The 23613-nt window shown below is 58.4% G+C and carries 24 protein-coding genes and 1 pseudogene; 17 read left to right on the forward strand and 8 right to left on the reverse strand.

The window, feature by feature from the left end; translation table 11 throughout:
* The first annotated feature begins 1 nt into the window (after position 1).
* From ACZ1HA_RS17470 to ACZ1HA_RS17480, 3 genes are all read left to right on the forward strand, one after another.
* On the forward strand, positions 2-1231 hold the full coding sequence (locus ACZ1HA_RS17470; protein ID WP_472714803.1) for a class I SAM-dependent RNA methyltransferase: 1230 nt from the start codon (positions 2-4) through the stop codon (positions 1229-1231).
* A gap of 16 nt (positions 1232-1247) precedes the next feature.
* Positions 1248-2027 carry an ion transporter gene (locus tag ACZ1HA_RS17475; protein ID WP_472714804.1) on the forward strand — a complete coding sequence of 260 codons (780 nt, stop codon included), beginning with the start codon at positions 1248-1250 and terminating at the stop codon, positions 2025-2027.
* Positions 2028-2120: 93 nt separating this feature from the next.
* Positions 2121-2621 (forward strand): L,D-transpeptidase family protein, encoded by a 501-nt coding sequence (locus ACZ1HA_RS17480; protein WP_472714805.1) that lies wholly within the window; start codon positions 2121-2123, stop codon positions 2619-2621.
* Positions 2622-2623: 2 nt separating this feature from the next.
* On the opposite strand, the gene dalA is transcribed toward ACZ1HA_RS17480, so the two are convergent.
* The gene (gene dalA, locus ACZ1HA_RS17485) at positions 2624-3211 is read right to left on the reverse strand and encodes a divisome-associated lipoprotein DalA (protein WP_472714806.1); all 588 of its coding nucleotides are present in this window, start codon (positions 3209-3211) and stop codon (positions 2624-2626) included.
* 128 nt (positions 3212-3339) lie between these two features.
* Between dalA and ACZ1HA_RS17490 the strand changes: the two genes are divergently transcribed.
* Together ACZ1HA_RS17490 and ACZ1HA_RS17495 are read left to right on the forward strand one after the other, a co-directional pair.
* A complete protein-coding gene (locus tag ACZ1HA_RS17490) occupies positions 3340-3951 on the forward strand; it encodes a L,D-transpeptidase (protein ID WP_375229406.1) in 612 nt (203 codons plus the stop codon).
* A 138-nt stretch (positions 3952-4089) separates the two neighbouring features.
* Positions 4090-4266 (forward strand): hypothetical protein, encoded by a 177-nt coding sequence (locus ACZ1HA_RS17495; RefSeq protein ID WP_375229405.1) that lies wholly within the window; start codon positions 4090-4092, stop codon positions 4264-4266.
* A gap of 73 nt (positions 4267-4339) precedes the next feature.
* Here the strand turns inward: ACZ1HA_RS17495 and hemH are convergent, their stop codons facing one another.
* Positions 4340-5410 carry a ferrochelatase gene (gene hemH, locus ACZ1HA_RS17500; protein WP_472715344.1) on the reverse strand — a complete coding sequence of 357 codons (1071 nt, stop codon included), beginning with the start codon at positions 5408-5410 and terminating at the stop codon, positions 4340-4342.
* 56 nt (positions 5411-5466) lie between these two features.
* Complete coding sequence (locus ACZ1HA_RS17505; RefSeq protein ID WP_472714807.1) at positions 5467-6285, reverse strand: methyltransferase domain-containing protein; 819 nt, start codon at positions 6283-6285, stop codon at positions 5467-5469.
* Between the two features lie 15 nt (positions 6286-6300).
* On the opposite strand from ACZ1HA_RS17505, the gene ACZ1HA_RS17510 reads away from it, so the two are divergent.
* The 4 genes and pseudogenes from ACZ1HA_RS17510 (at position 6301) to ACZ1HA_RS17525 (ending at position 8600) form a co-directional block, all read left to right on the forward strand.
* Complete coding sequence (locus ACZ1HA_RS17510; RefSeq protein WP_472714808.1) at positions 6301-7032, forward strand: double zinc ribbon domain-containing protein; 732 nt, start codon at positions 6301-6303, stop codon at positions 7030-7032.
* A 36-nt stretch (positions 7033-7068) separates the two neighbouring features.
* Positions 7069-7326 (forward strand): glutaredoxin 3, encoded by a 258-nt coding sequence (grxC, locus tag ACZ1HA_RS17515; protein ID WP_472714809.1) that lies wholly within the window; start codon positions 7069-7071, stop codon positions 7324-7326.
* Positions 7326-8157 (forward strand): annotated as a pseudogene (locus tag ACZ1HA_RS17520) (carbon-nitrogen hydrolase family protein). Before grxC ends, ACZ1HA_RS17520 begins: the two are co-directional and overlap by 1 nt.
* Positions 8157-8600 carry a MarR family winged helix-turn-helix transcriptional regulator gene (locus tag ACZ1HA_RS17525; RefSeq protein WP_472714810.1) on the forward strand — a complete coding sequence of 148 codons (444 nt, stop codon included), beginning with the start codon at positions 8157-8159 and terminating at the stop codon, positions 8598-8600. Before ACZ1HA_RS17520 ends, ACZ1HA_RS17525 begins: the two are co-directional and overlap by 1 nt.
* Here the strand turns inward: ACZ1HA_RS17525 and ubiG are convergent.
* Positions 8597-9343: a bifunctional 2-polyprenyl-6-hydroxyphenol methylase/3-demethylubiquinol 3-O-methyltransferase UbiG gene (gene ubiG, locus ACZ1HA_RS17530; protein ID WP_472714811.1), complete on the reverse strand. Its 747-nt coding sequence runs from the start codon at positions 9341-9343 to the stop codon at positions 8597-8599. The two genes, ACZ1HA_RS17525 and ubiG, sit on opposite strands and share 4 nt — an antisense overlap.
* Before the next feature lie 48 nt (positions 9344-9391).
* Between ubiG and pip the strand changes: the two genes are divergently transcribed.
* From pip to infB, 6 genes are all read left to right on the forward strand, one after another.
* Entirely contained in the window at positions 9392-10363 is a 972-nt protein-coding gene (pip, locus tag ACZ1HA_RS17535) for a prolyl aminopeptidase (protein ID WP_472714812.1), read from the forward strand.
* Complete coding sequence (locus tag ACZ1HA_RS17540; RefSeq protein WP_472714813.1) at positions 10360-11250, forward strand: ABC transporter substrate-binding protein; 891 nt, start codon at positions 10360-10362, stop codon at positions 11248-11250. Before pip ends, ACZ1HA_RS17540 begins: the two co-directional genes overlap by 4 nt.
* Before the next feature lie 132 nt (positions 11251-11382).
* On the forward strand, positions 11383-11961 hold the full coding sequence (gene rimP / locus ACZ1HA_RS17545) for a ribosome maturation factor RimP (RefSeq protein ID WP_472714814.1): 579 nt from the start codon (positions 11383-11385) through the stop codon (positions 11959-11961).
* A 14-nt stretch (positions 11962-11975) separates the two neighbouring features.
* Positions 11976-13595, forward strand: coding sequence for a transcription termination factor NusA (gene nusA, locus ACZ1HA_RS17550; RefSeq protein ID WP_375229397.1), 1620 nt, complete (start codon positions 11976-11978; stop codon positions 13593-13595).
* Between the two features lie 22 nt (positions 13596-13617).
* The gene (locus tag ACZ1HA_RS17555) at positions 13618-14238 is read left to right on the forward strand and encodes an RNA-binding protein (RefSeq protein WP_375229396.1); all 621 of its coding nucleotides are present in this window, start codon (positions 13618-13620) and stop codon (positions 14236-14238) included.
* A 9-nt stretch (positions 14239-14247) separates the two neighbouring features.
* Positions 14248-16719, forward strand: a complete 2472-nt coding sequence (gene infB, locus ACZ1HA_RS17560; protein ID WP_472714815.1) for a translation initiation factor IF-2 — start codon at positions 14248-14250, stop codon at positions 16717-16719.
* A 68-nt stretch (positions 16720-16787) separates the two neighbouring features.
* Here infB and ACZ1HA_RS17565 read toward each other — a convergent pair whose 3' ends face one another.
* The 4 genes from ACZ1HA_RS17565 to ACZ1HA_RS17580 form a co-directional block, all read right to left on the reverse strand.
* Positions 16788-16934, reverse strand: coding sequence for a hypothetical protein (locus ACZ1HA_RS17565; protein WP_375229395.1), 147 nt, complete (start codon positions 16932-16934; stop codon positions 16788-16790).
* Between the two features lie 111 nt (positions 16935-17045).
* A complete protein-coding gene (locus ACZ1HA_RS17570; protein WP_472714816.1) occupies positions 17046-17444 on the reverse strand; it encodes a (deoxy)nucleoside triphosphate pyrophosphohydrolase in 399 nt (132 codons plus the stop codon).
* Positions 17445-17463: 19 nt separating this feature from the next.
* A complete protein-coding gene (argJ, locus tag ACZ1HA_RS17575; protein WP_472714817.1) occupies positions 17464-18690 on the reverse strand; it encodes a bifunctional glutamate N-acetyltransferase/amino-acid acetyltransferase ArgJ in 1227 nt (408 codons plus the stop codon).
* Positions 18691-18695: 5 nt separating this feature from the next.
* Positions 18696-19577 carry a peptidylprolyl isomerase gene (locus tag ACZ1HA_RS17580; protein ID WP_472714818.1) on the reverse strand — a complete coding sequence of 294 codons (882 nt, stop codon included), beginning with the start codon at positions 19575-19577 and terminating at the stop codon, positions 18696-18698.
* Positions 19578-19751: 174 nt separating this feature from the next.
* Here ACZ1HA_RS17580 and secA point away from each other — a divergent pair, with 174 nt between their 5' ends.
* Positions 19752-22493 carry a preprotein translocase subunit SecA gene (gene secA / locus ACZ1HA_RS17585; RefSeq protein ID WP_472714819.1) on the forward strand — a complete coding sequence of 914 codons (2742 nt, stop codon included), beginning with the start codon at positions 19752-19754 and terminating at the stop codon, positions 22491-22493.
* A 103-nt stretch (positions 22494-22596) separates the two neighbouring features.
* Positions 22597-23613, forward strand: coding sequence for a hypothetical protein (locus ACZ1HA_RS17590; protein WP_472714820.1), 1017 nt, complete (start codon positions 22597-22599; stop codon positions 23611-23613).

The raw sequence follows: 23613 nt of genomic DNA on the forward strand, positions 1-23613 counted from the left end.
CATGACAGAATACACAGTAACGCGGCTCGGACTTCAGGGGGACGGTATCGCCGAAGGCCCGGTTTTTCTGCCCCTGACTCTGCCCGGCGAACGGGTCAGCGCGACAGTTTCAGAAGGTGGCGCGCAGGACGTGCGGATCATCAGGCCTTCTGACCGGCGGGTGTCTGCGCCCTGCCGGCATTTCCGGTCCTGTGGTGGATGTCAGCTGCAGCATGCAGATGATCAGTTTGTTGCCGACTGGAAAGTGGACATTGTGCGCAACGCGCTCCAGGCGCACCGGTTGGAAACTGAATTCCGGCCCATCGTTACGTCGCCCGCACGTTCCCGCAGACGTGCCGGTTTTGCCGCCCGCCGTACTAAAAAAGGGGCGATGGTGGGGTTTCACGGGCGTGCGTCGGACACGATCGTCCCTATTCCGGACTGCATTCTGCTGGAACCTTCCGTTCTGGCGGGGCAGCGCGTTGCCGAAGCTCTCGCGATTGCCGGCGCAAGCCGCAAAACCGCCCTGTCCGTGATGATCACGGCAATGGAAAACGGGCTCGACGTCGCAGTCACGCATGGGAAACCGCCGGACGGTCCGCTGCGGCAACAGCTGGCGCTGATCTGTGATACACATGGACTGGTACGCCTGACATGGGGTGACGAGGTTGTCGCCATGCGGGAACCGCCGCGTCACGGCGTTGGTCGCGCTGTTGTGACACCGCCGCCGGGTGCTTTCCTGCAGGCCACAGCGCATGGCGAGGCGGCGTTGACAGACTGCGTGCGCGAGATCGTTGGGGATGCTGGCACGGTCATTGATCTTTTTGCCGGATGCGGCACCTTTGCTCTTCCGCTTGCGGAGACGGCTGCTGTGCATGCAGTTGAGGGCGATGCTGCCATGATGAACGCACTGGATGCCGGATGGCGTTTTGCAGAAGGTCTGAAGGCGGTGACCACGGAAACACGGGATCTGTTCCGCCGTCCGCTGATGCCGGATGAGCTGGCCAAAGCAGACGCCGTCGTGCTGGACCCGCCCCGCGCTGGTGCTGAGGCGCAGGTGGCTGAGCTTGTTCAGACAAAGGTGCCGAAAATTGCATATGTCTCCTGCAACCCGGTGAGTTTTGCGCGCGATGCAGCTGTACTCGCTGCAGGCGGCTGGCAGCTTGATTTTGTGCAGGTCGTGGATCAGTTCCGCTGGTCCGCGCATACAGAGCTTGTCGCCGGGTTCACCGCGCCCCATATGCGGGCGTGACGCACAGGAGAATCAGATGAGCTTTCGGCAGGCACTGGACAAATGGCTGGACAAGACGTGGGTGACCAACACAGTGGTGGCGGTCATTCTGCTGAACGCCGTTGTACTGGGCATGGAGACATCGGACACGCTGATGGCGCAGGCCGGACCGCTCATTCTGGCGCTCGACAAGGCGTGTCTTGCTTTTTTCATCGTTGAAATCCTGCTCAAACTGATCGCACGCGGCGGTCGTTTTTTCCGCAGCGGCTGGAACGTGTTCGATCTGGTGATCGTGGGCGTTGCCCTGCTTCCAGCCTCTCAGGGTCTTTCTGTGCTGCGGGCGCTGCGTATTCTGCGGGTGTTGCGGGTCATTTCGGTGGCCCCAAGTCTGCGCCGCGTGGTCGAAGGGTTTATCACCGCGCTGCCAGGTATGGGCAGTGTCTTTCTGCTGATGGCGATCATCTTTTACATCGGCGCGGTCATGGCGACCAAGCTTTTTGCGGGCAGTTTTCCGCAGTGGTTCGGATCACTGCCCCAGAGTGGCTACACACTGTTCCAGATCATGACGCTGGAGAGCTGGTCCATGGGTATCGTGCGCCCGGTGATGGAGGTTTATCCTTACGCCTGGGCCTTCTTTGTTCCGTTCATCATGGTGACGACGTTCGCAGTTGTGAACCTGCTGGTGGGTCTGATCGTGAACTCAATGCAGGACGCACATCAGGAAGAGGCCGGCGCGGTAACTGATGCCTACCGGGATGAAGTGCTGCAAAGACTGGCAGCGATTGAGGAAAAACTGGACAGGAAACCGCCCACCTGACGGTTTTGTGAGGTTGATTAACCAGTTTCTCATGGTACCTGTGGGAAAAGAGCAGGGCGTCGCAAAGATGCACAAAAACGGGACAGCAGGTCAATGCGCCGAAGAGAGTTACTGTTGGGCACCGCGGCGATGCTTTCGCTGGGGGCCTGTGCAACGGATTCAAGGTTTCGTAGGTACGACGGGCCGGACGTCACTTTTGTCGTGGTGAACAAAGGCGCGCGGCGCATGCATCTGCTGCACAATGATACCGTTTTGCGCAGCTATAATATTCACCTTGGCTTCGCCCCCGTCGGCCCCAAACAGTTTGAGGGTGACGGGAAGACGCCAGAGGGTATCTACCGCATTGACCGCCGCAACCCGAACAGCCAGTTCCATCTTTCGCTGGGTATTTCTTATCCGAATGTGAATGATGTCGCGGCGGCGAAAGCGGCTGGGAAATCAGCAGGTGGTGACATCTTTATTCACGGCCAGAAAAACCCGTTCAAAAAGGATGATCCGGACTGGACGTGGGGATGCATTGCGGTGACCAACGATGAGATCGAAGAGATCTATGCGATGGTCGCGAATGACACGCTTGTTGCGCTGAACGCCTGAGCTCAGAAAGTGACCGGTTCGGATGCGACCGGGCCTGCGGTGCCCTCCCGGCCCATCACCAGCGTCCACCAGATTTTGCCGTTCGGTTCCTGAAACCACGCAAATCCCATGTCTGTCGCGTCTGCTGACAGCAGTATGCGCTGTGTGTCCGGTTTCTGCATCCATGCACCAAGGGTTTCGAGTTCGCTCTCGTAGGTCTCGGAGATGGTCTCTCCGACAAGCGTTCCCTGATAGCCGACGCGCTGGATCCGGTCGATCGGGGACGACCCGTCGGATCCGAAGTGCCACGGACGGTTCTGGATCGACATATCGCGCGAGTGGGTTGCGGCAGCGGCATTGAGCAGCGGATCCATTTCGACCGCGCTGCGTGCTGAAGCGCTGCGCAGTGCGTTGACCGCATCCAGCATTCTGAACTGCAGTTTGGCGGTGTCGCGCTCTTTGATTCTGTAGAGGGTCGGCAGCGGTTTTCCGTCAGCGCCCAGTGTCGGGGTTGTCTGTGTCGGCGCACAGGCGGCCAGCGTCAGGCCGAGGGCGAAAAAACTGAAATCAGACGGATCATAAAGCACTCCAACAGCGTTAGAGTCGCACATAACGTGCAATGCGTGGTATTTCAAACGCACATCGGCGTCAGAGCGCCAGATGACATCTGTTTGATTTGCGGGTGCGGCATCCAGGCCATAAAGTGCGCGTCAAACAGTTTTGGTTCCGGAGGACATTCATGTCTGACAATCGTTTTAAGAATCCCGGCCGCCGGTCTTTCCTGGCCGGGTCAGCTGCAATGCTCGCAGCGCCCGCTGTCGCGCAGGATGCAGCGTCGGTGAACTCGACCGCGACAACCGTGGGTGAGCGTGATCTCACCGAGACGGTTCGCCGCAATATTTCCAGTTTCCGCACGCTGGACTGGCAGCCCTATTTTTCAAACCTGAAGAACGGTGCCGTTCTGGTGGATATCGACAGCCGTGCGCTGCATTTCTGGGCGGAAGGGGGAGATTTCTACAAACTTTACCCCTCCAGTGTTCCGCTGACCGAAGATCTGACCCGGCGGGGCCGGACGAAAATCATCCGCAAGGTCGAAGGCCCGGACTGGCGTCCGACACCGTCGATGCTGGAGCGGAATCCCGACTGGCCGGAATATATCGGCCCGGGACCGGATAACCCTATGGGAACACACGCTCTTTATCTGACGTGGACCTACTACCGCATTCATGGCACACACGACACACGCAAAATCGGGCGGCAGTCGTCCAATGGTTGCATCGGCCTGTACAACGAACATATCGCCGAGCTTTACAGCCTGACCAAAGTCGGCACGCAGGTGTTGCTAATTTGACGACATTAGGCCGATTTTGGCCAGTCCGTTCCAAAACCGGTTTGCAAACAGGGTTCTGTGCTGTTTAGACATAATCACGAGGTAAGTCTTGGGCGTCTGCTTTGCGAAGCGGAGCGCGCCTTAATGGAGGTTATTAATATGAAAAAACTCGTTCTCGCAGCTGCACTGACAGCCGCCGCGTCGACAGCTTATGCAGGTTCGCTTGCAGAGCCGGTCGTTGAAGCACCCGTTGTGGTTGAAGAAGCAGAAGGCTCGTCCTCCGGCGCGCTGCTGCCGATCCTGCTGCTGGTCATCGTTGCAGCTGCAATCGCCTGATCGCTTAGCGGTATGAATAAAAAAGGCGGTGCATCAGCGCCGCCTTTTTTTATTGCCTGACGCTCTGTTGGGATCAGTCGATCCAACCCTTCAGATTGTCGGTGATGACAGATGACAGTGCGTCAATATGCGCATCATCATCATTGAGGCAGGGGATGTACGTAAAGTGCTCGCCGCCTGCTTCCTCAAAGCTTTCCTTGATCTCTTCGTTGATCTCTTCAAGCGTTTCGATGCAGTCCGCGGAGAACGCCGGCGCGCAGACGGCGATGTTCTTTTTGCCGGCCTCAGCAAGCCGCGCCACTTCTTCGACGGTGTAAGGCTGGAGCCATTCTTCGGGTCCGAATTTGGACTGGAAGGTCGTGGTGATTTCGGTGTCCTTCCACCCCAGTCGTTCCTTCAGCAGGCGCGTCGTTTTCTGGCACTGACAGTGATACGGATCGCCTTCCATCAGGTAGCGGATCGGCACACCATGATAGGAGCAGACCAGGATATCCGGCTTTTTCTCCAGACCCGCGTAGGCCCGTTCGATCGACTGAGCCAGCGCTTCGATATAATCAGGCCGATCAAAATACGGCTCGACGGTGCGGGTCACCGGTTGCCATTTCTCAAAGGTCAGCGCCCGGAAAAATGCGTCATTTGCAGTGGCTGATGTCGCGCCCGCATAATGCGGATACAGCGGAAAAAACAGGATTTTCCGGCACCCGGCAGCGGTCATTTCCGCCACTTTGGATCGTGTGGACGGATTGCCGTAGCGCATGCAGAAATCCACCATCACATCGTCGCCGTAGCGCGCGTGCATCTGCTCTTTGACCTTTTTGGTCTGGGCTTTGGTGATGGTCATCAGCGGGCTTTCACCCTCTTCTTCATTCCAAATGGATTTGTAGGCTGCACCGCTGGAAAAAGGGCGTTTGGTCAGGATGATCAGCTGCAGCAGCGGCTGCCAGACCCATGGGCTGTAGTCGATCACGCGACGGTCCGATAGGAACTCGTTCAGGTACCGGCGCATGGACCAGTAGTCGTAGTTGTCGGGCGTGCCGAGATTGGCAAGAAGGATGCCGACTTTCGGGCGCGCCACCTCAGGGTGATCGTCGCCAGCGTGGGTCGGGCGTGCCATCAACGGCCGCGCGGAGCTGCTGTCCAGCATGTTTTTGTCCTTGCTCATCTCGTGTCTCCGCTCAGATAGAGGCTTTTGCGGCAGCGTCAATCGGTCAGCGGCCTTTCCGCAACGGCCAGAGCGTCGGCCAGACGCTGTTGTGCAGACCCCGGGCGCAGCGGTTTCTGCTGGCTGTCATCCGGTGCCCATCCGGTCAGAAATACGATTTCGAAGGTTGCGACGATACGCTGCTCCGGTGTGGAGAAGGTGTCGGCATAGAGTTTTGCGGTTTCAGAGAAAAGCCTGCGCGGCGGTATTGCGCGGCGGCGCTGGTGCAGGGCATTGGTTTCCCCCATGGCCCGCAGGTCGTGCATCAGGTGCAGAGAATCACGGTATTCAGTGCGCAGGGCGATGCTGTCGGCAACCGGCAGAGCCAGTCCGGCCCGTTGCAGCAGTGCACCCAGATCACGTATTTCCCCCATGGGTGCCACACGCGGTGAAAGGCCGCCAGCAACGGCGATCTCTGCCTGACCGAGACAGGCGCGCAGCTCTTCGAGCGTCTGTCCGCCCAGCGCAGCGCCGAGGAACAACCCATCCGGTCTGAGGGCCCGGCGGCACTGGATCAGTTGCCCGACCGGATCATTCGCCCAGTGCAGGCCCAGTGCGTGGATCACGAGATCGCAGCTGGCCGGTTCGAGATCAAGCGTATCGGTGTCCGGCACGATCCGCGCGCCCGGTATCCGGACTGACCAGACATCTGCAAAAGGGGTCACAACAGCGATGTCAGTAAACGTCCTGTTAACCATGCCCAGGCGATCCTGCAGTTCGTCCGCTGCCTGGTCCTGCAAAAACAGATCGGCCCGCGTCGCCCTTTTGCGATGCAGGCTCAGTGCCCTGGTGTCGGTCAGTGTGGTCGCAGTGTTCATGAAGGGTGTAATAGGATGGCGCAGTCGGGTTTACAAACAGCGGTCTCTCTCATTTATCCGCCGCGCTGTCTGGGCTGTGGTGGAACAGTTGACGATGATTTCGGTCTGTGTGGCACCTGCTGGCGGGATACGCCGTTTATCGGTGGCTCCATCTGCGACACCTGTGGGACACCTTTGCCGGGCGAGGATCTGTCGGACACACTGAAATGTGATGAGTGTCTGCGCACGCCGCGCCCATGGAAGCAGGGTCGCGCCGCGCTGATCTATCGAGATGGGGCGCGGCGTCTTGTTCTGGCGCTGAAACACGGTGACCGGCAGGAGATCGCGCAACCTGCTGCGCTGTGGATGTCCCGGGCGATTGAGGATCTGCCCCAGGAAAACATGATCATTGCCCCGATTCCGCTGCACTGGACCCGGCTGCTGAAACGCCGTTACAACCAGTCGGGCCTTCTGGCACAGGCACTTGCGCGCCACACCGGTCTGCCGGTCTGTCAGGATCTGCTGGTCCGGCAGAAACGCACGCAACCGATGGAAGGGATGACGCGGGAGGTGCGTTTTACCTCCGTCAAAGGCGTGATTTCGGCACACCCGCGCCGGCGACACCGCCTCGTCGGGCGGCCCGTTCTGCTGGTGGATGACGTGATGACGTCCGGCGCCACCCTGTCAGCCGCAGCAGATGCCTGTATTGCAGCAGGGTCAGGGCCGGTATACGTGGTGGCACTGGCACGGGTCGCGCGGGATGCCTAAATATCCGTCGAAACCCTGTCACGGGAAGGACCGGATATGAAAAACGTCGAAATCTATACATCACCGCTTTGCGGCTTCTGCCATGCAGCCAAACGTCTTCTGAACCAGAAAGGCGTGGATTTTTCCGAAGTGGATGTGCTGGCCAACCCGGATCGCAAGCCGGAAATGATCCAGCGCGCCAATGGTGGCAGAACCGTGCCGCAGATCTTTGTGGGTGAAATCCACGTTGGCGGCTGCGATGACCTTTATGCTCTGGAGCGTGCGGGTAAACTCGACTGTTTGCTGGCGGCCTGATGCGCACTGCTCTGCTGCAGCTGAATGCAAATGACATGCCGGCGGAGAACCTCGTGGTGACCCGCCGCATGCTTAAACAGGCAATAGACGATGGCGCGGATTTTGTTCTGACGCCTGAGGTGACGAACTGCCTGTCGACGAGTCGCAGACATCAGCAGGACGTTCTGCAGTATCAGGACGAGGATATCACGCTGGCGGCTCTGCGCGAGGAAGCTGCCCGTGCGGGTATCTGGCTGCTGATCGGTTCGCTGGCGCTGAAAACCCATGATGCAGACAGCCGGTTTGCGAACCGGTCTTTCATGGTTGATCCTTCCGGTGAAATCGTGGCGTGGTACGACAAAATCCACATGTTCGACGTTCAGGTCACACCCGAAGAGACTTTTCGCGAGATCCGAAGGATACCGGCCGGGATCACGCGCTGTTACTGCGGACACGGCATTCGGCACTGTCGGCATGACCGTCTGCTATGATCTGCGGTTTCCGGCCCTGCATCATGCCCTAGCCGCTGCCGGGGCGAAAATACTGACTGTTCCGGCTGCGTTTTCACCGGTCACAGGGGACGCCCACTGGCATACGCTTTTGCGGGCCCGGGCCATTGAAACCGGATGTTTTGTGATTGCACCTGCCCAGACCGGAGAGCATGCCAGTTCGATGCATAAAACGCGCCGGACTTATGGGCATTCCCTGGTTGTAGCACCCTGGGGGGAGGTCCAAATGGACGCAGGCACCGAGCCGGGCGTTTACATGACGGACATCGATATGGGATTAGTGGCAAAGGCGCGGGGCCGTGTGCCCAGCCTGGAGAATGCACGACCCTTTGATGGACCCTGATGAGCGAAGACCGGAACTCTCTTGCAATATCGCTGTTCAGCGAGGTGCTGACGGCTGATCAGATGATCCGCGCGAGGCTGAGTAAGGTCCTGCCAAAGGGTATGGAGATATCGCATTTTTCGGTGCTCAACCATCTGGCAGGCAACGTTGGTGAACGTACACCGGCGCAGCTCGCAGGCACGTTTCACGTAACACGCGGTGCGATGACGAACACGTTGTCCAAGCTGGAATGGGCGGGATACATACATGTCCGCCCGGACTGGGACGACGCGCGGCGCAAGATGGTCGCGATCAGCCCGGCAGGGCGCCAGGCACGGGACCAGGCGGTCGGCTCCATCACGCCGGTGATCAATCAGGTAGTTGAAAAGCTGGGCGATCAGCGCGTGCGCGAGGCCCTCCCCATCCTGCGGGAAATGCGCCGGCAGCTGGGCGACAACAATTAGGCCGGTTTCAGGCTGGCGGTTACGTAGTTCACGCTCAGATCGCGGTCCGACAGCTTCCATGACCAGGAAACCGGGTTAAACACAAATCCCTTGCGGTCAACCGGGTCCAGACCCGCCTCCTTCAGCAGATCAAACAGTTCGTCCGGTGTGATAAATTTCGACCACTCATGGGTGCCTTTAGGGAGCCAGCGCATGACATGCTCGGCCCCGATGATCGCCATGAGATAGGATTTCGGGTTCCGGTTCAGCGTCGAACAGATGTGCAGACCGCCTGGTTTCAGCAGCTGCTGACAGGCGGTCAGGTAATCGGGTGGTGAGGCCACGTGTTCCACGACCTCCATGTTCAGCACGACGTCGAACTGCTCTCCGGCCTCGGCGAGCGCTTCTGCGGTTGTATGCCTGTAGTCGATCTCCAGACCGGATTGTTCGGCGTGAATACGGGCAACCGGAATGTTACGTTCGGCGGCATCTGCGCCAACGACATTGGCACCCAGACGCGCCATCGGTTCTGACAGCAGACCACCGCCACAGCCAATGTCGAGAATGCGCAGACCGCGGAAGGGCAGATCACCTTTCAGATCACGGTCGAATTCACCGGCAATCTGCGTCGTGATGTAGTCCAGACGGCAGGGATTGAGCATGTGGAGCGGCTTGAATTTACCGTTCACGTCCCACCATTCGGCTGCCATTGCCTCGAATTTTGCAACTTCGGCGGCATCGACGGTTGATTGAAGCGCTTGCATTCCTGTCTCCATGTGATCATTTGCGATTTCGTATTATATAGGCCTGATATGGACAAGTTCCCGGATCAAAAGCGCGCAGTTCAGTATCTTTATTCGCCGATCGACCCGTTTGATCAGCGAATGCTGGATGTTGGTCAGGGGCACCGGGTTTATGTCGAGCAATGCGGCAACCCCGACGGTATCCCGGTTGTGGTGCTGCATGGTGGTCCGGGTGGCGGGTGCAGCCCGGCGATGCGCCGCTATTTCGATCCGGAAATTTACAGGGTTATTCTGTTTGACCAGCGTGGCTGTGGCCGGTCCCGCCCGCCCGCCAGCGTCACCCACAACACGACCTGGCATCTTGTTGATGACATCGAACTGATCCGTCGCGAGCTGGATATCGATCAGTGGATTGTTTTTGGCGGCAGCTGGGGGGCGACCCTGGCGCTGATCTATGCGCAGGCACATCCCGACCGGGTCAGCCACATTGTCCTGCGTGGTGTTTTCCTGATGACGCAACGCGAGCTCGACTGGTTTTACGGCGGCGGTGCCGGCCGGTTCTGGCCCGAAGTCTGGGCGCGATTCACATCGCTCATTCCGAAAGACGAGCACGGAGACTTCATCGAAGCCTACCGGCGGCGTCTTTTCTCAGGCGATCTGTCAACGGAAACCCGCTATGCCCGCGCGTGGTCCGCCTGGGAAAACGCGCTCGCCTCGATTTATTCCTCCGGCTCCACGGGCGAAAGCCCCGGGGAATATGCCAGGGCCTTTGCGCGCCTCGAAAATCACTATTTCTCCAATGCGGGTTTTCTTGAATTTGACGGTCAGATTCTCGCGCATGTCGGCCGTATTGCGCATATTCCCGGTGTCATCGTCCAGGGCCGGTACGACATGATCTGCCCCCCGGACAGTGCCTGGGCGCTCGCGGAAGCCTGGGACAACTGTGAGCTGAAAATGGTCCGGAATGCAGGTCATGCTTTGTCAGAGCCGGGAATCAGTGCAGAACTTGTGCGGACAATGGACAGGATCGGCGGACGGTGACGCGCAGAACACATATCGACAGACGTGCGCTTTTTGCGACCGGTGCGGCGGCAGCGTTGCTGGCGGCAACCGGTGTGTCTGCCGGGCCGGCACCGACACACGGCGGGCGGCTGCGCATGGCACTGTCCGGGGCCACGCGCGAGGATCGCCTTGGGCAAGCGGGCACGCAGGGTCTCTTTATGCAGGTCGCAACGGCCGGTGTTCTGTTCGATACGCTCACGGAAATCGCAGCCGACGGCACGCTGCGGGGCGAACTTGCGGTGTCATGGCGCAGCAATACCGATGCGACCCGTTGGGAATTTGATCTGCGCGATGCGGTCACCTTCCACGATGGGCGGCCATTCACGGCCTGTGATGTCAGAGCGTCTTTCGCAGCATTGCGGGATGGCGTGCTGGCAGATGTAGCCTCTGTTGAGGCCATTGCCCCGCTGCGCGTTGCGGTGACACTGCGCGCCGGTGATCCCCAGTTTCCGATGCGGGTCAGCCACCCGCAGACGATCATTCTGCCCGAAGCGGATGCGGTAAACCCGGAGGCGGGAATTGGCACCGGGCTGTACCAGGTTCACAAATTCCAGCCGGGGCGCCACCTTCTCGCGCACCGCGTATCAGGCCATTACAAGGATGGTCGCGCCGGCTGGTTTGACAGCGTTGAACTGGTGTCCCTGCCCGCAGATGAGGTGCGCGCAGAGGCACTGCGGGATCATTACGTGGATGCCGTTGATCTGGAGCATCCTGCAGATCTGGGTGATCTTGAGAACATCACGCTGCTGCCGCGCGAGGATTTCATGACCACGGCTGTGGACCAGTGTCTGGCATTGCCGGCAACTGTCGGCAGCCGCTGGCCGCTGGACAATCTGCGCGCTGCCGAACGCTGGTGGATGGCCTGACGCGATCAGGGGTTGTAGACTCGCTGAGCCGCGCGTATATCGTTGCCAACAGCGGCGCTTTCGGGTCCAAACCGAAAGACCACCGAAAGACATAACGGGCCGCGCGCCCGTTTTTTTGTGCCTGAAAGACAGATGACCAACGACCTGATTGCAAAAGCAGCGATTGACCGCCGTATGGCCGAGATCATCACTCCGGTGATCGAGGACATGGGGTTTGAGCTGGTACGCGTGCGTCTGATGTCCGGCAAAACCACCACGCTGCAGATCATGGCGGACAAACCGGATGGCGGCATAGAAGTGGATGATTGCGCCGAGATCAGTCAGGCCGTCGGGGCCGTTCTGGATGTCGAGGACCCCATTCTTGATGAATACACGCTTGAGGTTTCAAGCCCCGGGATCGACCGGCCACTGACGCGTCTCAAGGATTTTGAGATGTTCGAAGGCTATGAGGCCAAGCTCGAAACCGGCGACATGATTGACGGACGCCGACGGTTCAAAGGCGAACTGGCCGGTGTCGAAGAAGACGAAGTTCTGATCAATGTGGCCGAAGGGACAATTGGTCTGAAGTTCGACTGGTTGTCGGATGCCAAACTGGTTCTGACCGATGACCTGATCAAAGAAATGCTGCGCCAGCGCAAAGCTGCAGGCGAAATAGACGAAACGAAGTTTGACGAGATTTCCGATGAGCTGTCATCGGACGATTCCGCTTAAGGGAGACCTGAGACATGGCCATTACATCTGCCAACCAGCTTGAGCTGCTGCAAACTGCTGAAGCGGTGGCGCGTGAGAAAATGATCGACCCCGGCCTCGTGGTCGAGGCGATGGAAGAATCACTCGCCCGTGCCGCGAAGTCACGCTACGGCGCCGAGATGGACATCCGTGTGTCTATTGACCGCAAAACGGGCAAGGCCACGTTCACGCGCGTCCGCACTGTTGTCGAAGATGAAGAGCTGGAAAACTACCAGGCTGAGTTCACCGTTGAGCAGGCCAAACAGTATATGGACGACCCTTCGGTCGGCGACACCTTTGTCGAAGAGGTCCCACCGGTGGAAATGGGCCGGATTGCTGCTCAGTCCGCCAAGCAGGTGATCCTGCAAAAAGTGCGCGAAGCCGAGCGTGACCGCCAGTACGAAGAATTCAAGGATCGTGCGGGCACCATCATTAACGGCCTGGTCAAGCGCGAGGAATACGGCAACGTCATCGTCGATGTGGGTGCCGGTGAGGCAATCCTGCGCCGCAATGAAAAGATCGGCCGCGAAAGCTATCGCCCCAATGACCGTATCCGTGTCTACATCAAGGATGTGCGCCGCGAACAGCGCGGTCCGCAGATTTTCCTGAGCCGCACAGCGCCGGAATTCATGGCGGAGCTGTTCAAAATGGAAGTGCCGGAGATCTACGACGGCATCATCGAAATCAAGGCTGTCGCCCGTGATCCGGGGTCGCGCGCCAAGATCGCAGTAATTTCCTATGACGGTTCGATTGACCCGGTCGGGGCCTGTGTTGGTATGCGCGGCAGCCGCGTTCAGGCGGTTGTGAATGAACTGCAGGGTGAAAAAATCGATATCATTCCGTGGAACGAGGACCAGCCGACGTTCCTGGTGAATGCGCTGCAACCCGCCGAAGTCTCAAAAGTTGTTCTGGACGAGGAAGCTGGCAAGATCGAAGTCGTCGTGCCCGAGGAGCAGTTGTCGCTGGCGATCGGTCGTCGTGGTCAGAACGTGCGTCTGGCGAGCCAGCTGACTGCGCTCGACATCGACATCATGACCGAAGAGCAGGAAAGCGCGCGCCGTCAGGCAGAGTTCGAACTGCGTACCAAACTCTTTGTCGACAACCTGGATCTGGACGAATTCTTCGCCCAGCTTCTTGTATCGGAAGGATTTTCGAACCTCGAAGAGGTGGCCTACGTCGAACTGGATGAACTGCTGGTGATCGATGGCGTGGACGAAGACACGGCCAACGAACTGCAGGCGCGGGCCCGCGATGTGCTGGAAGCACAGAACAAAGCCGCGCTTGAAAATGCCCGCAGCCTTGGTGTTGAGGACAGCCTGGTTGAATTTGAAGGCCTGACACCCCAGATGATTGAGGCGCTGGCAAAAGACGATGTGAAAACACTCGAAGACTTTGCAACCTGTGCTGACTGGGAACTGGCCGGTGGCTGGACAACAGTAGACGGCGAGCGCGTCAAGGACGATGGCGTACTGGAACCCTTTGATGTGTCTCTGGAAGAGGCGCAGGATCTGATCATGACGGCGCGCATCATGCTGGGCTGGGTTGATCCGGCTGAGCTTGAAGCTGAGGAAGAAGACGCCGAAGGCGAAGAAGAAACGGAGGAATCCGAGGTCTGATCTCAGGCCTCGGGGTCACCTGATGGGTCGCGGTGGCGTTCCCAAAGACCGGTCTGACGGTCCTGACCGCAAGTGCATTGCCACGGGCGAGGTGCAGCCGAAGCACGGGTTGATCCGGTTTGTGGCCGGGCCCGGAAACGAGGTTGTTCCTGATATCCTGGGCAAACTGCCCGGGCGGGGCATATGGGTTGCGGCGGACCGGGATGCGCTGGATCTGGCAGTCAGAAAGCGGCTGTTTTCGCGCGGAGCGAAGGCGCAGGTCACTGTGCCTGAGGGCCTTGTCGCCGAAGTCGAGCGGCAGCTGGCACACCGTGTGGTCGAGCTGATTTCGCTGCAGCGTAAAGCAGGCAAAGCCGTGGCGGGCTATGAGAAAGTCAAAAGCTGGCTGCAGACGGAGGAGGCAGAAGTGCTGATCCAGGCCAGCGATGGGTCTGGGCGCGGCAAGTCCAAACTGAGCACGCCGCACTTCGGAACCTACATCGGCTGGCTCACGGCCGACGAATTGGGTTTGGCATTCGGACGCCAAACTGTGATACATGGGGCGCTCGCCTCTGGTGGACTCACTCAACGTGTTGTAGAGGAAGCCCAAAGACTTAAAGGCGTGCGCAAAAACGAGGGTGGCAACGGCCGCCCGAAAGGATAGACGAGCTTCATGAGCGATACTGACGGCAAAAAAACATTGGGTCTGCGCGGCGGCGCGCGTCCGGGCAACGTAAAGCAGAGCTTTAGCCACGGGCGGACCAAGAACGTCGTGGTGGAGACCAAACGCAAACGGGTCGTGGTGCCCAAGGCGGGTGCTGCGAAATCCGGCAGTGGCGGTGGTGCCTCGGTTGGTGATCCGTCGCGGCGCCCGGCTGGTATCAGCGATGCAGAGATGGAGCGCCGGCTGAAGGCCGTGCAGGCGGCCAAGGCACGCGAAGCCGAGGAAGCCGCAGCCCGTGAAGCCGAAGAAAAGGCGCGCGCTGCAGAGCGTGAGCGTCGCCGGGCCGAACAGGAAGCCAAGGAGCGCGAAGAGCGTGAGCGCGAGGAAAGCCTCAAGGCGAAGGCCGAGGAAGACAAGCGCCGGCAGGAAGAAGCCGAGGCTGCCGCCAAAGCTGCGGCTGCACCCGCGCCAGAGCCTGTTGTCCAGCGTCCGACCAGCAACAAGGCACCGGATCCCGCGCCCCGTAAGCAGGAGCGCGAACGCGATAACAAACGCGGCGGTAAGGGTGGTGACGACAACCGCCGCTCCGGCAAACTGACGCTGAACCAGGCGCTGTCCGGCGGTGAAGGCGGGCGCCAGCGGTCTATGGCTGCTATGAAACGCAAGCAGGAACGCGCGCGTCAGAAGGCGATGGGTGGCCAGGTTGAGCGTGAGAAGGTAATGCGCGATGTGCAGGTGCCTGAGGCGATTGTTGTCTCGGAACTTGCAAACCGTATGTCCGAGAAGGTCGGTGCCGTTGTAAAGGCGCTGATGCAGAACGGCATGATGGTTACGCAGAACCAGACGATTGACCAGGATACCGCGGAACTGATCGTTGAGGAATTCGGCCACAAGGTCGTACGTGTCTCTGACGCTGACGTCGAGGATGTGATCAAAGAGATCGAAGACGATGCCAAAGACCTCAAATCGCGGCCCCCGGTCATCACGATTATGGGTCACGTTGATCACGGTAAAACATCGCTTCTGGATGCGATCCGCAATGCTAAGGTTGTGGCTGGCGAAGCGGGCGGTATCACCCAGCACATCGGTGCCTATCAGGTGAAAACCGATGGTGGTGAACTGCTGAGTTTCCTCGATACACCCGGCCACGCGGCGTTCACGTCCATGCGGTCGCGTGGTGCGCAGGTAACTGATATTGTTGTTCTGGTTGTTGCGGCTGACGACGCGGTCATGCCTCAGACAATTGAGGCGATCAATCACGCCAAAGCGGCCGAAGTGCCGATGATTATCGCGATCAACAAGATCGATAAACCCGAGGCGAACCCGGACAAGGTGCGCACGGATCTGCTGCAGCACGAGGTGATCGTCGAAAAATTGTCCGGCGACGTGCAGGACGTAGAAGTGTCGGCCATCTCCGGCCAGGGTCTGGACGAACTGCTGGAAGCGATCGCGCTGCAGGCGGAAATCCTTGAGCTCAAGGCCAACCCGGACCGGGCAGCGCAGGGCGCAGTGATTGAAGCCCAGCTTGATGTGGGCCGTGGCCCCGTCGCGACGGTTCTGGTTCAGAATGGGACACTGCGACAGGGCGATATCTTTGTTGTTGGCGAGCAGTACGGTAAAGTCCGTGCGCTTATCAACGACAAGGGAGACCGCGTGAAAGAAGCCGGGCCATCGGTACCGGTGGAAGTGCTGGGTCTGAACGGTACGCCCGAAGCGGGCGACGTGCTCAACGTGACAGAGACCGAAGCGCAGGCGCGTGAAATTGCGGCCTATCGTGAGAAGGCAGCCAAGGACAAACGTGCGGCTGCCGGTGCGGCAACCACGCTGGAACAGCTGATGGCGAATGCCAAAGCGGACGAGAATGTCTCTGAACTGCCGATCCTTGTGAAAGCTGACGTGCAGGGTTCTGCGGAGGCGATCGTTCAGGCGATGGAGAAGATCGGCAATGACGAGGTGCGCGTACGCGTGCTGCACTCGGGTGTTGGTGCCATTACCGAAACGGACGTGGGCCTTGCAGAAGCGTCAAACGCTCCGATCATGGGCTTTAATGTCCGCGCGAATGCCTCTGCACGGAACACTGCGAACCAGAAGAGTGTGGAAATCCGGTATTATTCGGTGATCTACGATCTGGTGGATGACGTGAAAGCAGCCGCATCCGGTCTGCTGAGCGCGGAAATCCGCGAGAACTTCATCGGATACGCAACGATCAAAGAGGTCTTCAAAGTTACCGGTGTCGGCAAGGTTGCCGGTTGTCTGGTCACGGAAGGCGTCGCACGCCGGTCTGCCGGTGTACGCCTGCTGCGGGACAACGTTGTGATCCACGAAGGCACGCTGAAGACGCTCAAGCGGTTCAAGGATGAAGTGGCCGAAGTGCAGTCCGGACAGGAATGCGGTATGGCTTTTGAAAACTATGATGACATCCGCGCTGACGATGTGATCGAAATCTTCGAACGTGAAGAGATCACTCGGACACTGACCTGATTTCAGGAATCTACAAAATGAAAGGGACGGTGAAATTCACCGTCCCTTTGTTTTTGGCTTAACAAGTCTCAGTGCAGTTTGTCTGCGCCTTGAACAACGGGCTTGCCGGTGTACGTGTCGTCATCGACTTTCACGACAATGCGGCCGTCAGGCAAATCCCTGACAAAAATGCCCTGTACAGATACCGCACTCCCGATTGTGATGGTGCGAAGCATATTTTTCTCCCCAGAAAAACTGCCTTTATAAGTAGAAGAATTTGATTAAGAATCCATAAACAAAATTTCAATTATTATAAATTTGTTCATAAATGAGAAATAATCCGCCGATCAGAGCCAGTCACGCAGGATGGGGATGAGCGGAATGTCCGCCTCGGGCATCGGATAGTTTCTGAGATCGTTGGCACGCACCCATTTCAAAGCCTGGTTTTCGCGGGAAACAGGCGTTCCTTCCCACTTCCGGCAGGCGAACAGAGGCATCAGCAGATGAAAATCTTCGTAGCTGTGGCTGGCAAAAGTCAGCGGCGCGAGACAGGATTGCCAGGTGTTGATGCCCAGCTCTTCCTCCAGTTCGCGTATCAGGGCTGCTTCCGGCGTTTCACCAGGTTCCACTTTACCGCCCGGAAATTCCCACAGTCCGGCCATGGACTTCCCTTCCGGACGTTGCGCCAGAAGCACCCGCCCGTCGACGTCAATCAGTGCCACGGCTGACACAAGAACTGTTTTCATTGCAGCCTCCGTCCGCGCTTCAGGAGCGGTAATCCGCGTTGATGTCGATGTACCCATGGGTCAGATCACAGGTCCAGACCGTGGCCGTGCCGCTGCCCAGACCGATATCAACGGATATTGAAAGGTCCTGGTTTTTCATGTGCGCTGCCGCTTTTGCCTCGTCGTAGTCCGGACTGACCCAACCGTTTTCCGCGACTATGACATCGCCAAACCGGATCGACAGAAGGTCGCGGTCCGCAGCAGCACCGGATTTGCCCACTGCCATGACGACACGTCCCCAGTTCGGGTCCTCGCCGGCGATTGCGGTTTTCACAAGCGGGGAGTTTGCGATGGACAGAGCATGCACGCGGGCGTCTTTGTCGTTTTCGGCACCTGAAACCGTGATTTCCACAAATTTCGTGGCCCCTTCACCGTCGCGTACCACCTGATGTGCGAGATCCAGCATGACCTTGTGGAGAGCGTCCGCAAAATCGGTATTACCAGTGACATCGACACCTGATGTTCCGGTCGCTGCGACCAGCAGTGTATCGGATGTCGACGTATCGCTGTCCACGGTAATGCTGTTGAAGGTAACCTCGTTCTGTCGCGAGAGCAGAGACTGAAGTTCACTCTGAGAAATCGACGCGTCTGTGAAGATATAGACGAGCATGGTCGCCATATCCGGCGCGATCATGCCTGATCCCTTCGCGATCCCCGCGATCTGCACAGGTCTGCCACCTATGTCCACGGTCGCGCCAGCACCTTTGGAAAACGTATCCGTCGTCATGATCGCCTTCGCAGCGCTGCTGATGGCGTCCGGTGACAGGCTGCCTGCAAGTGTATTGAGGCAGGTGGTGATCCTTTCGTGCGGCAGGGGTTCCCCGATGACGCCCGTCGAAGACGTAAAAACCCGCGTTTCCGGAACACCGCAGGCCTGCGCGGCAGCCTGCGTGATGGCAGCGACAGCGTCGGTTCCGTTCCGGCCGGTGAATGCGTTTGAGTTACCCGCGTTCACCAGAATAGCCGCCCCTGCTTCTGAGGCACCTCCAAGCTTTGCCTGGCAGTCCAGTACCGGCGCAGACCGCGTGGCCGACCGGGTGAACACACCGGCGATAACGGTGCCCGGATCAAGCTGCGCCAGCATCACGTCGTCGCGGCCGGTATATTTCACACCGGCTGCAACCGATGAAAACCGGACGCCGTTTATAACGGGCAGGTCAGGAAATGCCGCTGGTGCCAGCGGAGAAACAGGCAGTGATGCAGCCACTGATCTTACTCCTCAAGAAGATCCTGACGCCGCAGGAATGACCTGTCCATACCGGCCCCAGGGCCGCTCTGGACATCTGCTGCATCCGTTACACGCTCCAGAAAAGCCGATGCCAGCTCCTGTGTCAGATCCTGTTCGATGTTGGCGCGGACATCCTCGAGTGTCGGAATGTCTTTGGCGCGCACTTCGTTGAGCTGGATCACGTGCCAGCCGAACTGTGTCTGTACCGGACCGGACACTTCGCCGACTTCAAGTGCAATCGCCGCCGCCTCAAAAGAAGGCACCATCATACCGGCGCCGAACCAGCCAAGCGCACCACCGTTTGGCCCGGACGGCCCGGTGGAAAACTCCCGTGCGGTTTCTGCGAAGTCTCCGCCATTGTTGATGACGTCTATCACATTGAGGGCTTCCTCTTCACTCTCAACAAGAATGTGGGATGCGTTGTACTCCGGTTCCGCTTCGATGCTGCCGTATTGTTCGTCGTACCGTTTGGCAATGTCCTCTTCGGTCAGAAGTTCGGAAACCTTGTCCTGAATCACCTGGCGTGCCACGAGGGCGCGTTTTTCATTTTCGAGCTGCAGCGCAAGCGGCAGGGGCAGTTCCTCGCGGAAGGTCTGGGCCAGAGCTTCCTGCTGAACAAGCTGCTGAAGAATACCTTCGAACAGAACACTGTCTTCCATACGCTGATACTCAGGCGGCAGCAGAGCCGCTGCGGCAATCAGGTGACCCAGCGTGATGTCGGTCTCGCCCACAGTTACCAAAACGGTCGATGCATCCGGATCGGGCCGCTCTTCGGGCGTTGCGGTCGAATTCTCCTGCGCGGCGACCGGCAGCGCCAGCAGAACCGCAAATACAACAGACGAAAGAGTTCCGCGATGTTTAAACATGTTTTGATCCTATAAGAGGGTCACGGCGGGGCGCGACATTGACACGGTTTGGCGTGACCCTTACATCGCCCTATGGGCGCCACAAGAGGCTGGCGTTCACATTATTTCTATGGGCTGCGCCGCGGACGAGCAAGCAGATCAGCGCCTGACACTAACACTTCGGCTGGAGAACGCATGCTGGGTATCGGAACAATCGCGAAAAAAGTCTTTGGCACGCCAAACGACCGCAAAATCAAGGCAACCCGGCCCCTGATCGCCCAGATCAACGCATTGGAACCGGAGTTCGAAAATCTTCCGGACGAAGGTCTCATCCAGAAGACAGAAGAGCTGCGCAAGCGGGCCAAAGGTGGTGAAAACCTCGACGCTCTGCTGCCCGAAGCCTTCGCCAACTGCCGCGAGGCCGCGCGCCGTGCACTGGGCCTGCGTGCCTTCGATACACAGCTGATGGGGGCCGTGTTTCTGCATCAGGGCAATATCGCGGAACAGAAAACGGGTGAGGGCAAAACGCTCACCGCCACTTTCGCTGCATACCTTAACGCGCTGACCGGCGATGGCGTGCATATCGTTACTGTGAACGAATACCTCGCGCGCCGCGATGCGGCCTGGATGGGCAAGGTGTTTGCTGCTCTTGGGATGACAACTGGTGTTGCCTATTCCGAGATGGACCAGGACAGCAAACGTATCGCTTACGAAAGCGATATCACCTACGCCACGAACAACGAGCTTGGCTTTGATTACCTGCGGGACAACATGCGTTCCGAGCTCAGCCAGATTTTCCAGAAGAAACACAATTTTGCGATCGTGGATGAGGTGGACAGTATTCTCATCGACGAAGCGCGGACACCGCTGATCATTTCCGGTCCATCGCAGGACCGTTCGGAAATGTACCGCACGATCGACAAACTGATCCCTTCGTTGCAGGACGATCATTTTGAGCTCGACGAAAAGACCCGAAACGTGACTTTCACGGATGAGGGTAATGAGTTCCTTGAGGATCTGCTGCGCAGCAACGAACTGCTGGAAGCTGAACAGTCGCTCTATGATCCGGAAAGCACAACGATCGTGCACCACATCAATCAGGGTCTGCGCGCGCACAAACTGTTCCAGCGCGACAAGGATTACATTGTGCGGGACGGCGAGATTGTCCTGATTGATGAGTTTACCGGCCGTATGATGGCCGGGCGTCGCCTGTCTGATGGTCTGCACCAGGCCATCGAGGCAAAGGAAGATGTTTCCATCAAGCCTGAGAACGTGACGCTCGCATCGGTGACGTTCCAGAACTACTTCCGCCTCTACAACAAACTGGCCGGCATGACCGGTACGGCGCTGACAGAAGCCGAAGAGTTCATGGAAATCTATGGCCTCGGCGTGGTCGAAGTGCCGACCAACAAACCCATTGCACGTGTGGACGAGGACGATCAGGTCTACCGCACAGTGCGTGAAAAATACGACGCAATGATCGGGCAGATCAAAGAGAGCCACGAGCGCGGACAACCCGTGCTCGTCGGGACCACGTCGATCGAAAAATCCGAGATGCTGAGCACGATGCTCACCTCTTCAGGAATCAAACACAACGTTCTGAACGCACGGCAGCACGAGCAGGAAGCGCAGATCGTGGCCGATGCCGGTAAACTTGGGGCAGTGACCATCGCCACCAATATGGCGGGCCGCGGGACGGATATTCAGCTTGGTGGCAATGTCGATCTGCAGGTGATGGAAGCGGTGACGGCGGACCCCGAAGCTGATCCGGAAGCCCTGCGTGCAGATATTGAAGCCGCGCACGCAGATGAAAAGAAGAAAGTTCTGGAAGCCGGCGGCCTTTATGTCCTGGCATCGGAACGCCACGAGAGCCGCCGGATCGACAACCAGCTGCGCGGCCGCTCCGGCCGTCAGGGTGACCCGGGCCGTTCGTCATTCTACCTCAGCCTCGAAGATGACCTGATGCGGATCTTTGGGTCCGAACGTCTGGAGAAGGTTCTCACGACTCTCGGTCTCAAGGAAGGCGAGGCCATCGTTCACCCTTGGGTGAACAAGTCGCTTGAGCGCGCTCAGGCGAAGGTCGAGGGGCGGAACTTCGACATCCGGAAGCAGCTGCTCAAATTTGACGACGTGATGAACGAACAGCGTAAGGTCGTCTTTGGCCAGCGTCGCGAGATCATGGAAGCAGCAGACCTGTCCGAGATTACTACGGATATGCGCCATCAGGTCATTGATGATCTGATCGACACGTACCTGCCGCCTAATACCTACGCGGACCAGTGGGATTCCGAAGGATTGTTGCTGGCGACCCGCGAGCAGCTTGGAATTGATGCGCCTGTCACGGACTGGGCCGATGAAGAGGGTGCAGACGACGAAGTGATCCGTGATCGTCTGGTCGAAGCATCCGACGCGTATATGTCCGGCAAGAACGAGCAGTTCGGGTCCGAGAACATGCGCAACATTGAAAAGCAGATTCTGCTGCAGGCGATTGATGCCAAGTGGCGCGAGCATCTGCTGACCCTCGAACACCTGCGTTCGGTTGTTGGTTTCCGCGGATATGCCCAGCGTGATCCGCTGAACGAATACAAGAATGAGTCCTTCCAGCTGTTTGAGGGAATGCTCGACAGTCTGCGTGAGGATGTGACCCAGAAGCTGGCGCAGATTCAGCCGCTGAGTGAAGAGGAGCGAGACCAGTTGCTCGCGCAGATCCGGGCGCAACAGGCAGCAGCGGGTTCCGCAGCGGCCGGTGCGGCGGTTGCAGCCACAGCAGCAGAGGCGGCATCGTCTGAAAATGTTGTTTCTGAAGGGAATCCGGAGAATGCGGCAGAAGGATTCGTCGAAGATGACCCTTCAACATGGGGCAATCCGGGCAGAAATGAGGCATGCCCCTGCGGTTCTGGTAAGAAATTTAAGCACTGTCATGGGCGTCTGGTCTGATCAGTCTGCCTTTTTGTTGCCTGAATGACACCCAATACACGTCATAAGTGAGCCCCGTTTACGATCTATTAACCATTCTTAACAGGTGGAAGAGGATCGTAATATGTCCCAAAAAACGGAAATCATGACAGCGGCCGGCACGCTTGCCTGCGCGTTGGGCATTGGTTTCGTGATGCAGAGCGGGGACGCCGCTCAGCAGCGTTATGGAGACCACGTAGAAATCGCCAAGAGCAGTATGATAACTGTCGGGCTTGCCGCACCGGAAACGAAAACGCCCATTGCAGAACCAGTCGCTGACGGTCCTGTTCTTGATGTAAACGACATCACGCTGACATCGGCGGAACTGCCCGAAGTCACAGATGTTACGGCTGCGGTTGAGCCGGTTCTGTTTGAAGAACCTGCGGCTGCAGTGTCCAGACCTCAGTACACGATCCGTTCCGGATGCCCCGTTTCCGCCGCGGCTGAAACACTGCCCGGGGCTATGGTTCGTCTGGATCTGAAAGCCTCCTGTTTTGCTGGCCAGATCGTGACCATCACACATCAGAGTATCGTGTTCGACGAGATGCTTGGAGATGATGGTACGCTGAGCCTTGAGGTTCCGGCGCTGGAAGCGGATGCGGAGTTTTCTGTGTCCTTCGAAAACGGCCGTTCAACAACGGCCAGTGCTGCGGTTCCGACGATTGCTCTTTACGACCGTGTTCTGGTCCAGGGTGTCGGCGAAACAGGCATCCAGATACACGCCCGTGAGTTCGGAGCTGCCTATGGCGACGCCGGACATGTGTGGAGTGGCGCGCCCCGTGACGCTTCGATGATCAGCAATGGTGATGGTGGTTTCATGACTGTGCTCGGGAAACCGGGCGACAAAGACCATCTTGTCAGTGAGATTTACACTTACCCTGTCGCGATATCGCGTGCGGTAGGTGCGGTTGATCTGAGTATTGAAACCGAAGTGACCGCAAAAAACTGTGGGAAAACCGTATCTGCCACGGCTGTCACTGTTTTCCGCGGCGGTCTTCCGGAGGTCAGCGACCTGAGCATTGACGTCCCGTCCTGTGAAGCAGTCGGTGACTATCTGGTGTTGAAAAACCCGCTGGGAGACCTGAAACTCGCCAGCAACTGA

The sequence above is a fragment of the Roseobacter sp. S87 genome (genome assembly GCF_055693285.1).

Excerpts from the sequence above, each read along its gene's own strand:
- ACZ1HA_RS17570 (WP_472714816.1), bottom strand. The coding sequence starts at position 17,444 with ATGAAAACAGTTCTTGTGTCAGCCGTGGCACTGATTGACGTCGACGGG.
- ACZ1HA_RS17470 (WP_472714803.1), top strand. The coding sequence starts at position 2 with ATGACAGAATACACAGTAACGCGGCTCGGACTTCAGGGGGACGGTATC.
- ACZ1HA_RS17505 (WP_472714807.1), bottom strand. The coding sequence starts at position 6,285 with ATGAACACTGCGACCACACTGACCGACACCAGGGCACTGAGCCTGCAT.
- ACZ1HA_RS17480 (WP_472714805.1), top strand. The coding sequence starts at position 2,121 with ATGCGCCGAAGAGAGTTACTGTTGGGCACCGCGGCGATGCTTTCGCTG.
- ACZ1HA_RS17580 (WP_472714818.1), bottom strand. The coding sequence starts at position 19,577 with ATGTTTAAACATCGCGGAACTCTTTCGTCTGTTGTATTTGCGGTTCTG.
- ACZ1HA_RS17510 (WP_472714808.1), top strand. The coding sequence starts at position 6,301 with ATGGCGCAGTCGGGTTTACAAACAGCGGTCTCTCTCATTTATCCGCCG.
- ACZ1HA_RS17495 (WP_375229405.1), top strand. The coding sequence starts at position 4,090 with ATGAAAAAACTCGTTCTCGCAGCTGCACTGACAGCCGCCGCGTCGACA.
- ACZ1HA_RS17475 (WP_472714804.1), top strand. The coding sequence starts at position 1,248 with ATGAGCTTTCGGCAGGCACTGGACAAATGGCTGGACAAGACGTGGGTG.
- ACZ1HA_RS17490 (WP_375229406.1), top strand. The coding sequence starts at position 3,340 with ATGTCTGACAATCGTTTTAAGAATCCCGGCCGCCGGTCTTTCCTGGCC.
- ACZ1HA_RS17555 (WP_375229396.1), top strand. The coding sequence starts at position 13,618 with ATGGGTCGCGGTGGCGTTCCCAAAGACCGGTCTGACGGTCCTGACCGC.
- rimP (WP_472714814.1), top strand. The coding sequence starts at position 11,383 with ATGACCAACGACCTGATTGCAAAAGCAGCGATTGACCGCCGTATGGCC.
- dalA (WP_472714806.1), bottom strand. The coding sequence starts at position 3,211 with ATGTGCGACTCTAACGCTGTTGGAGTGCTTTATGATCCGTCTGATTTC.
- infB (WP_472714815.1), top strand. The coding sequence starts at position 14,248 with ATGAGCGATACTGACGGCAAAAAAACATTGGGTCTGCGCGGCGGCGCG.
- pip (WP_472714812.1), top strand. The coding sequence starts at position 9,392 with ATGGACAAGTTCCCGGATCAAAAGCGCGCAGTTCAGTATCTTTATTCG.
- hemH (WP_472715344.1), bottom strand. The coding sequence starts at position 5,410 with ATGCTGGACAGCAGCTCCGCGCGGCCGTTGATGGCACGCCCGACCCAC.
- secA (WP_472714819.1), top strand. The coding sequence starts at position 19,752 with ATGCTGGGTATCGGAACAATCGCGAAAAAAGTCTTTGGCACGCCAAAC.
- grxC (WP_472714809.1), top strand. The coding sequence starts at position 7,069 with ATGAAAAACGTCGAAATCTATACATCACCGCTTTGCGGCTTCTGCCAT.
- ACZ1HA_RS17525 (WP_472714810.1), top strand. The coding sequence starts at position 8,157 with ATGAGCGAAGACCGGAACTCTCTTGCAATATCGCTGTTCAGCGAGGTG.
- ACZ1HA_RS17590 (WP_472714820.1), top strand. The coding sequence starts at position 22,597 with ATGTCCCAAAAAACGGAAATCATGACAGCGGCCGGCACGCTTGCCTGC.
- ubiG (WP_472714811.1), bottom strand. The coding sequence starts at position 9,343 with ATGCAAGCGCTTCAATCAACCGTCGATGCCGCCGAAGTTGCAAAATTC.
- ACZ1HA_RS17565 (WP_375229395.1), bottom strand. The coding sequence starts at position 16,934 with ATGCTTCGCACCATCACAATCGGGAGTGCGGTATCTGTACAGGGCATT.
- nusA (WP_375229397.1), top strand. The coding sequence starts at position 11,976 with ATGGCCATTACATCTGCCAACCAGCTTGAGCTGCTGCAAACTGCTGAA.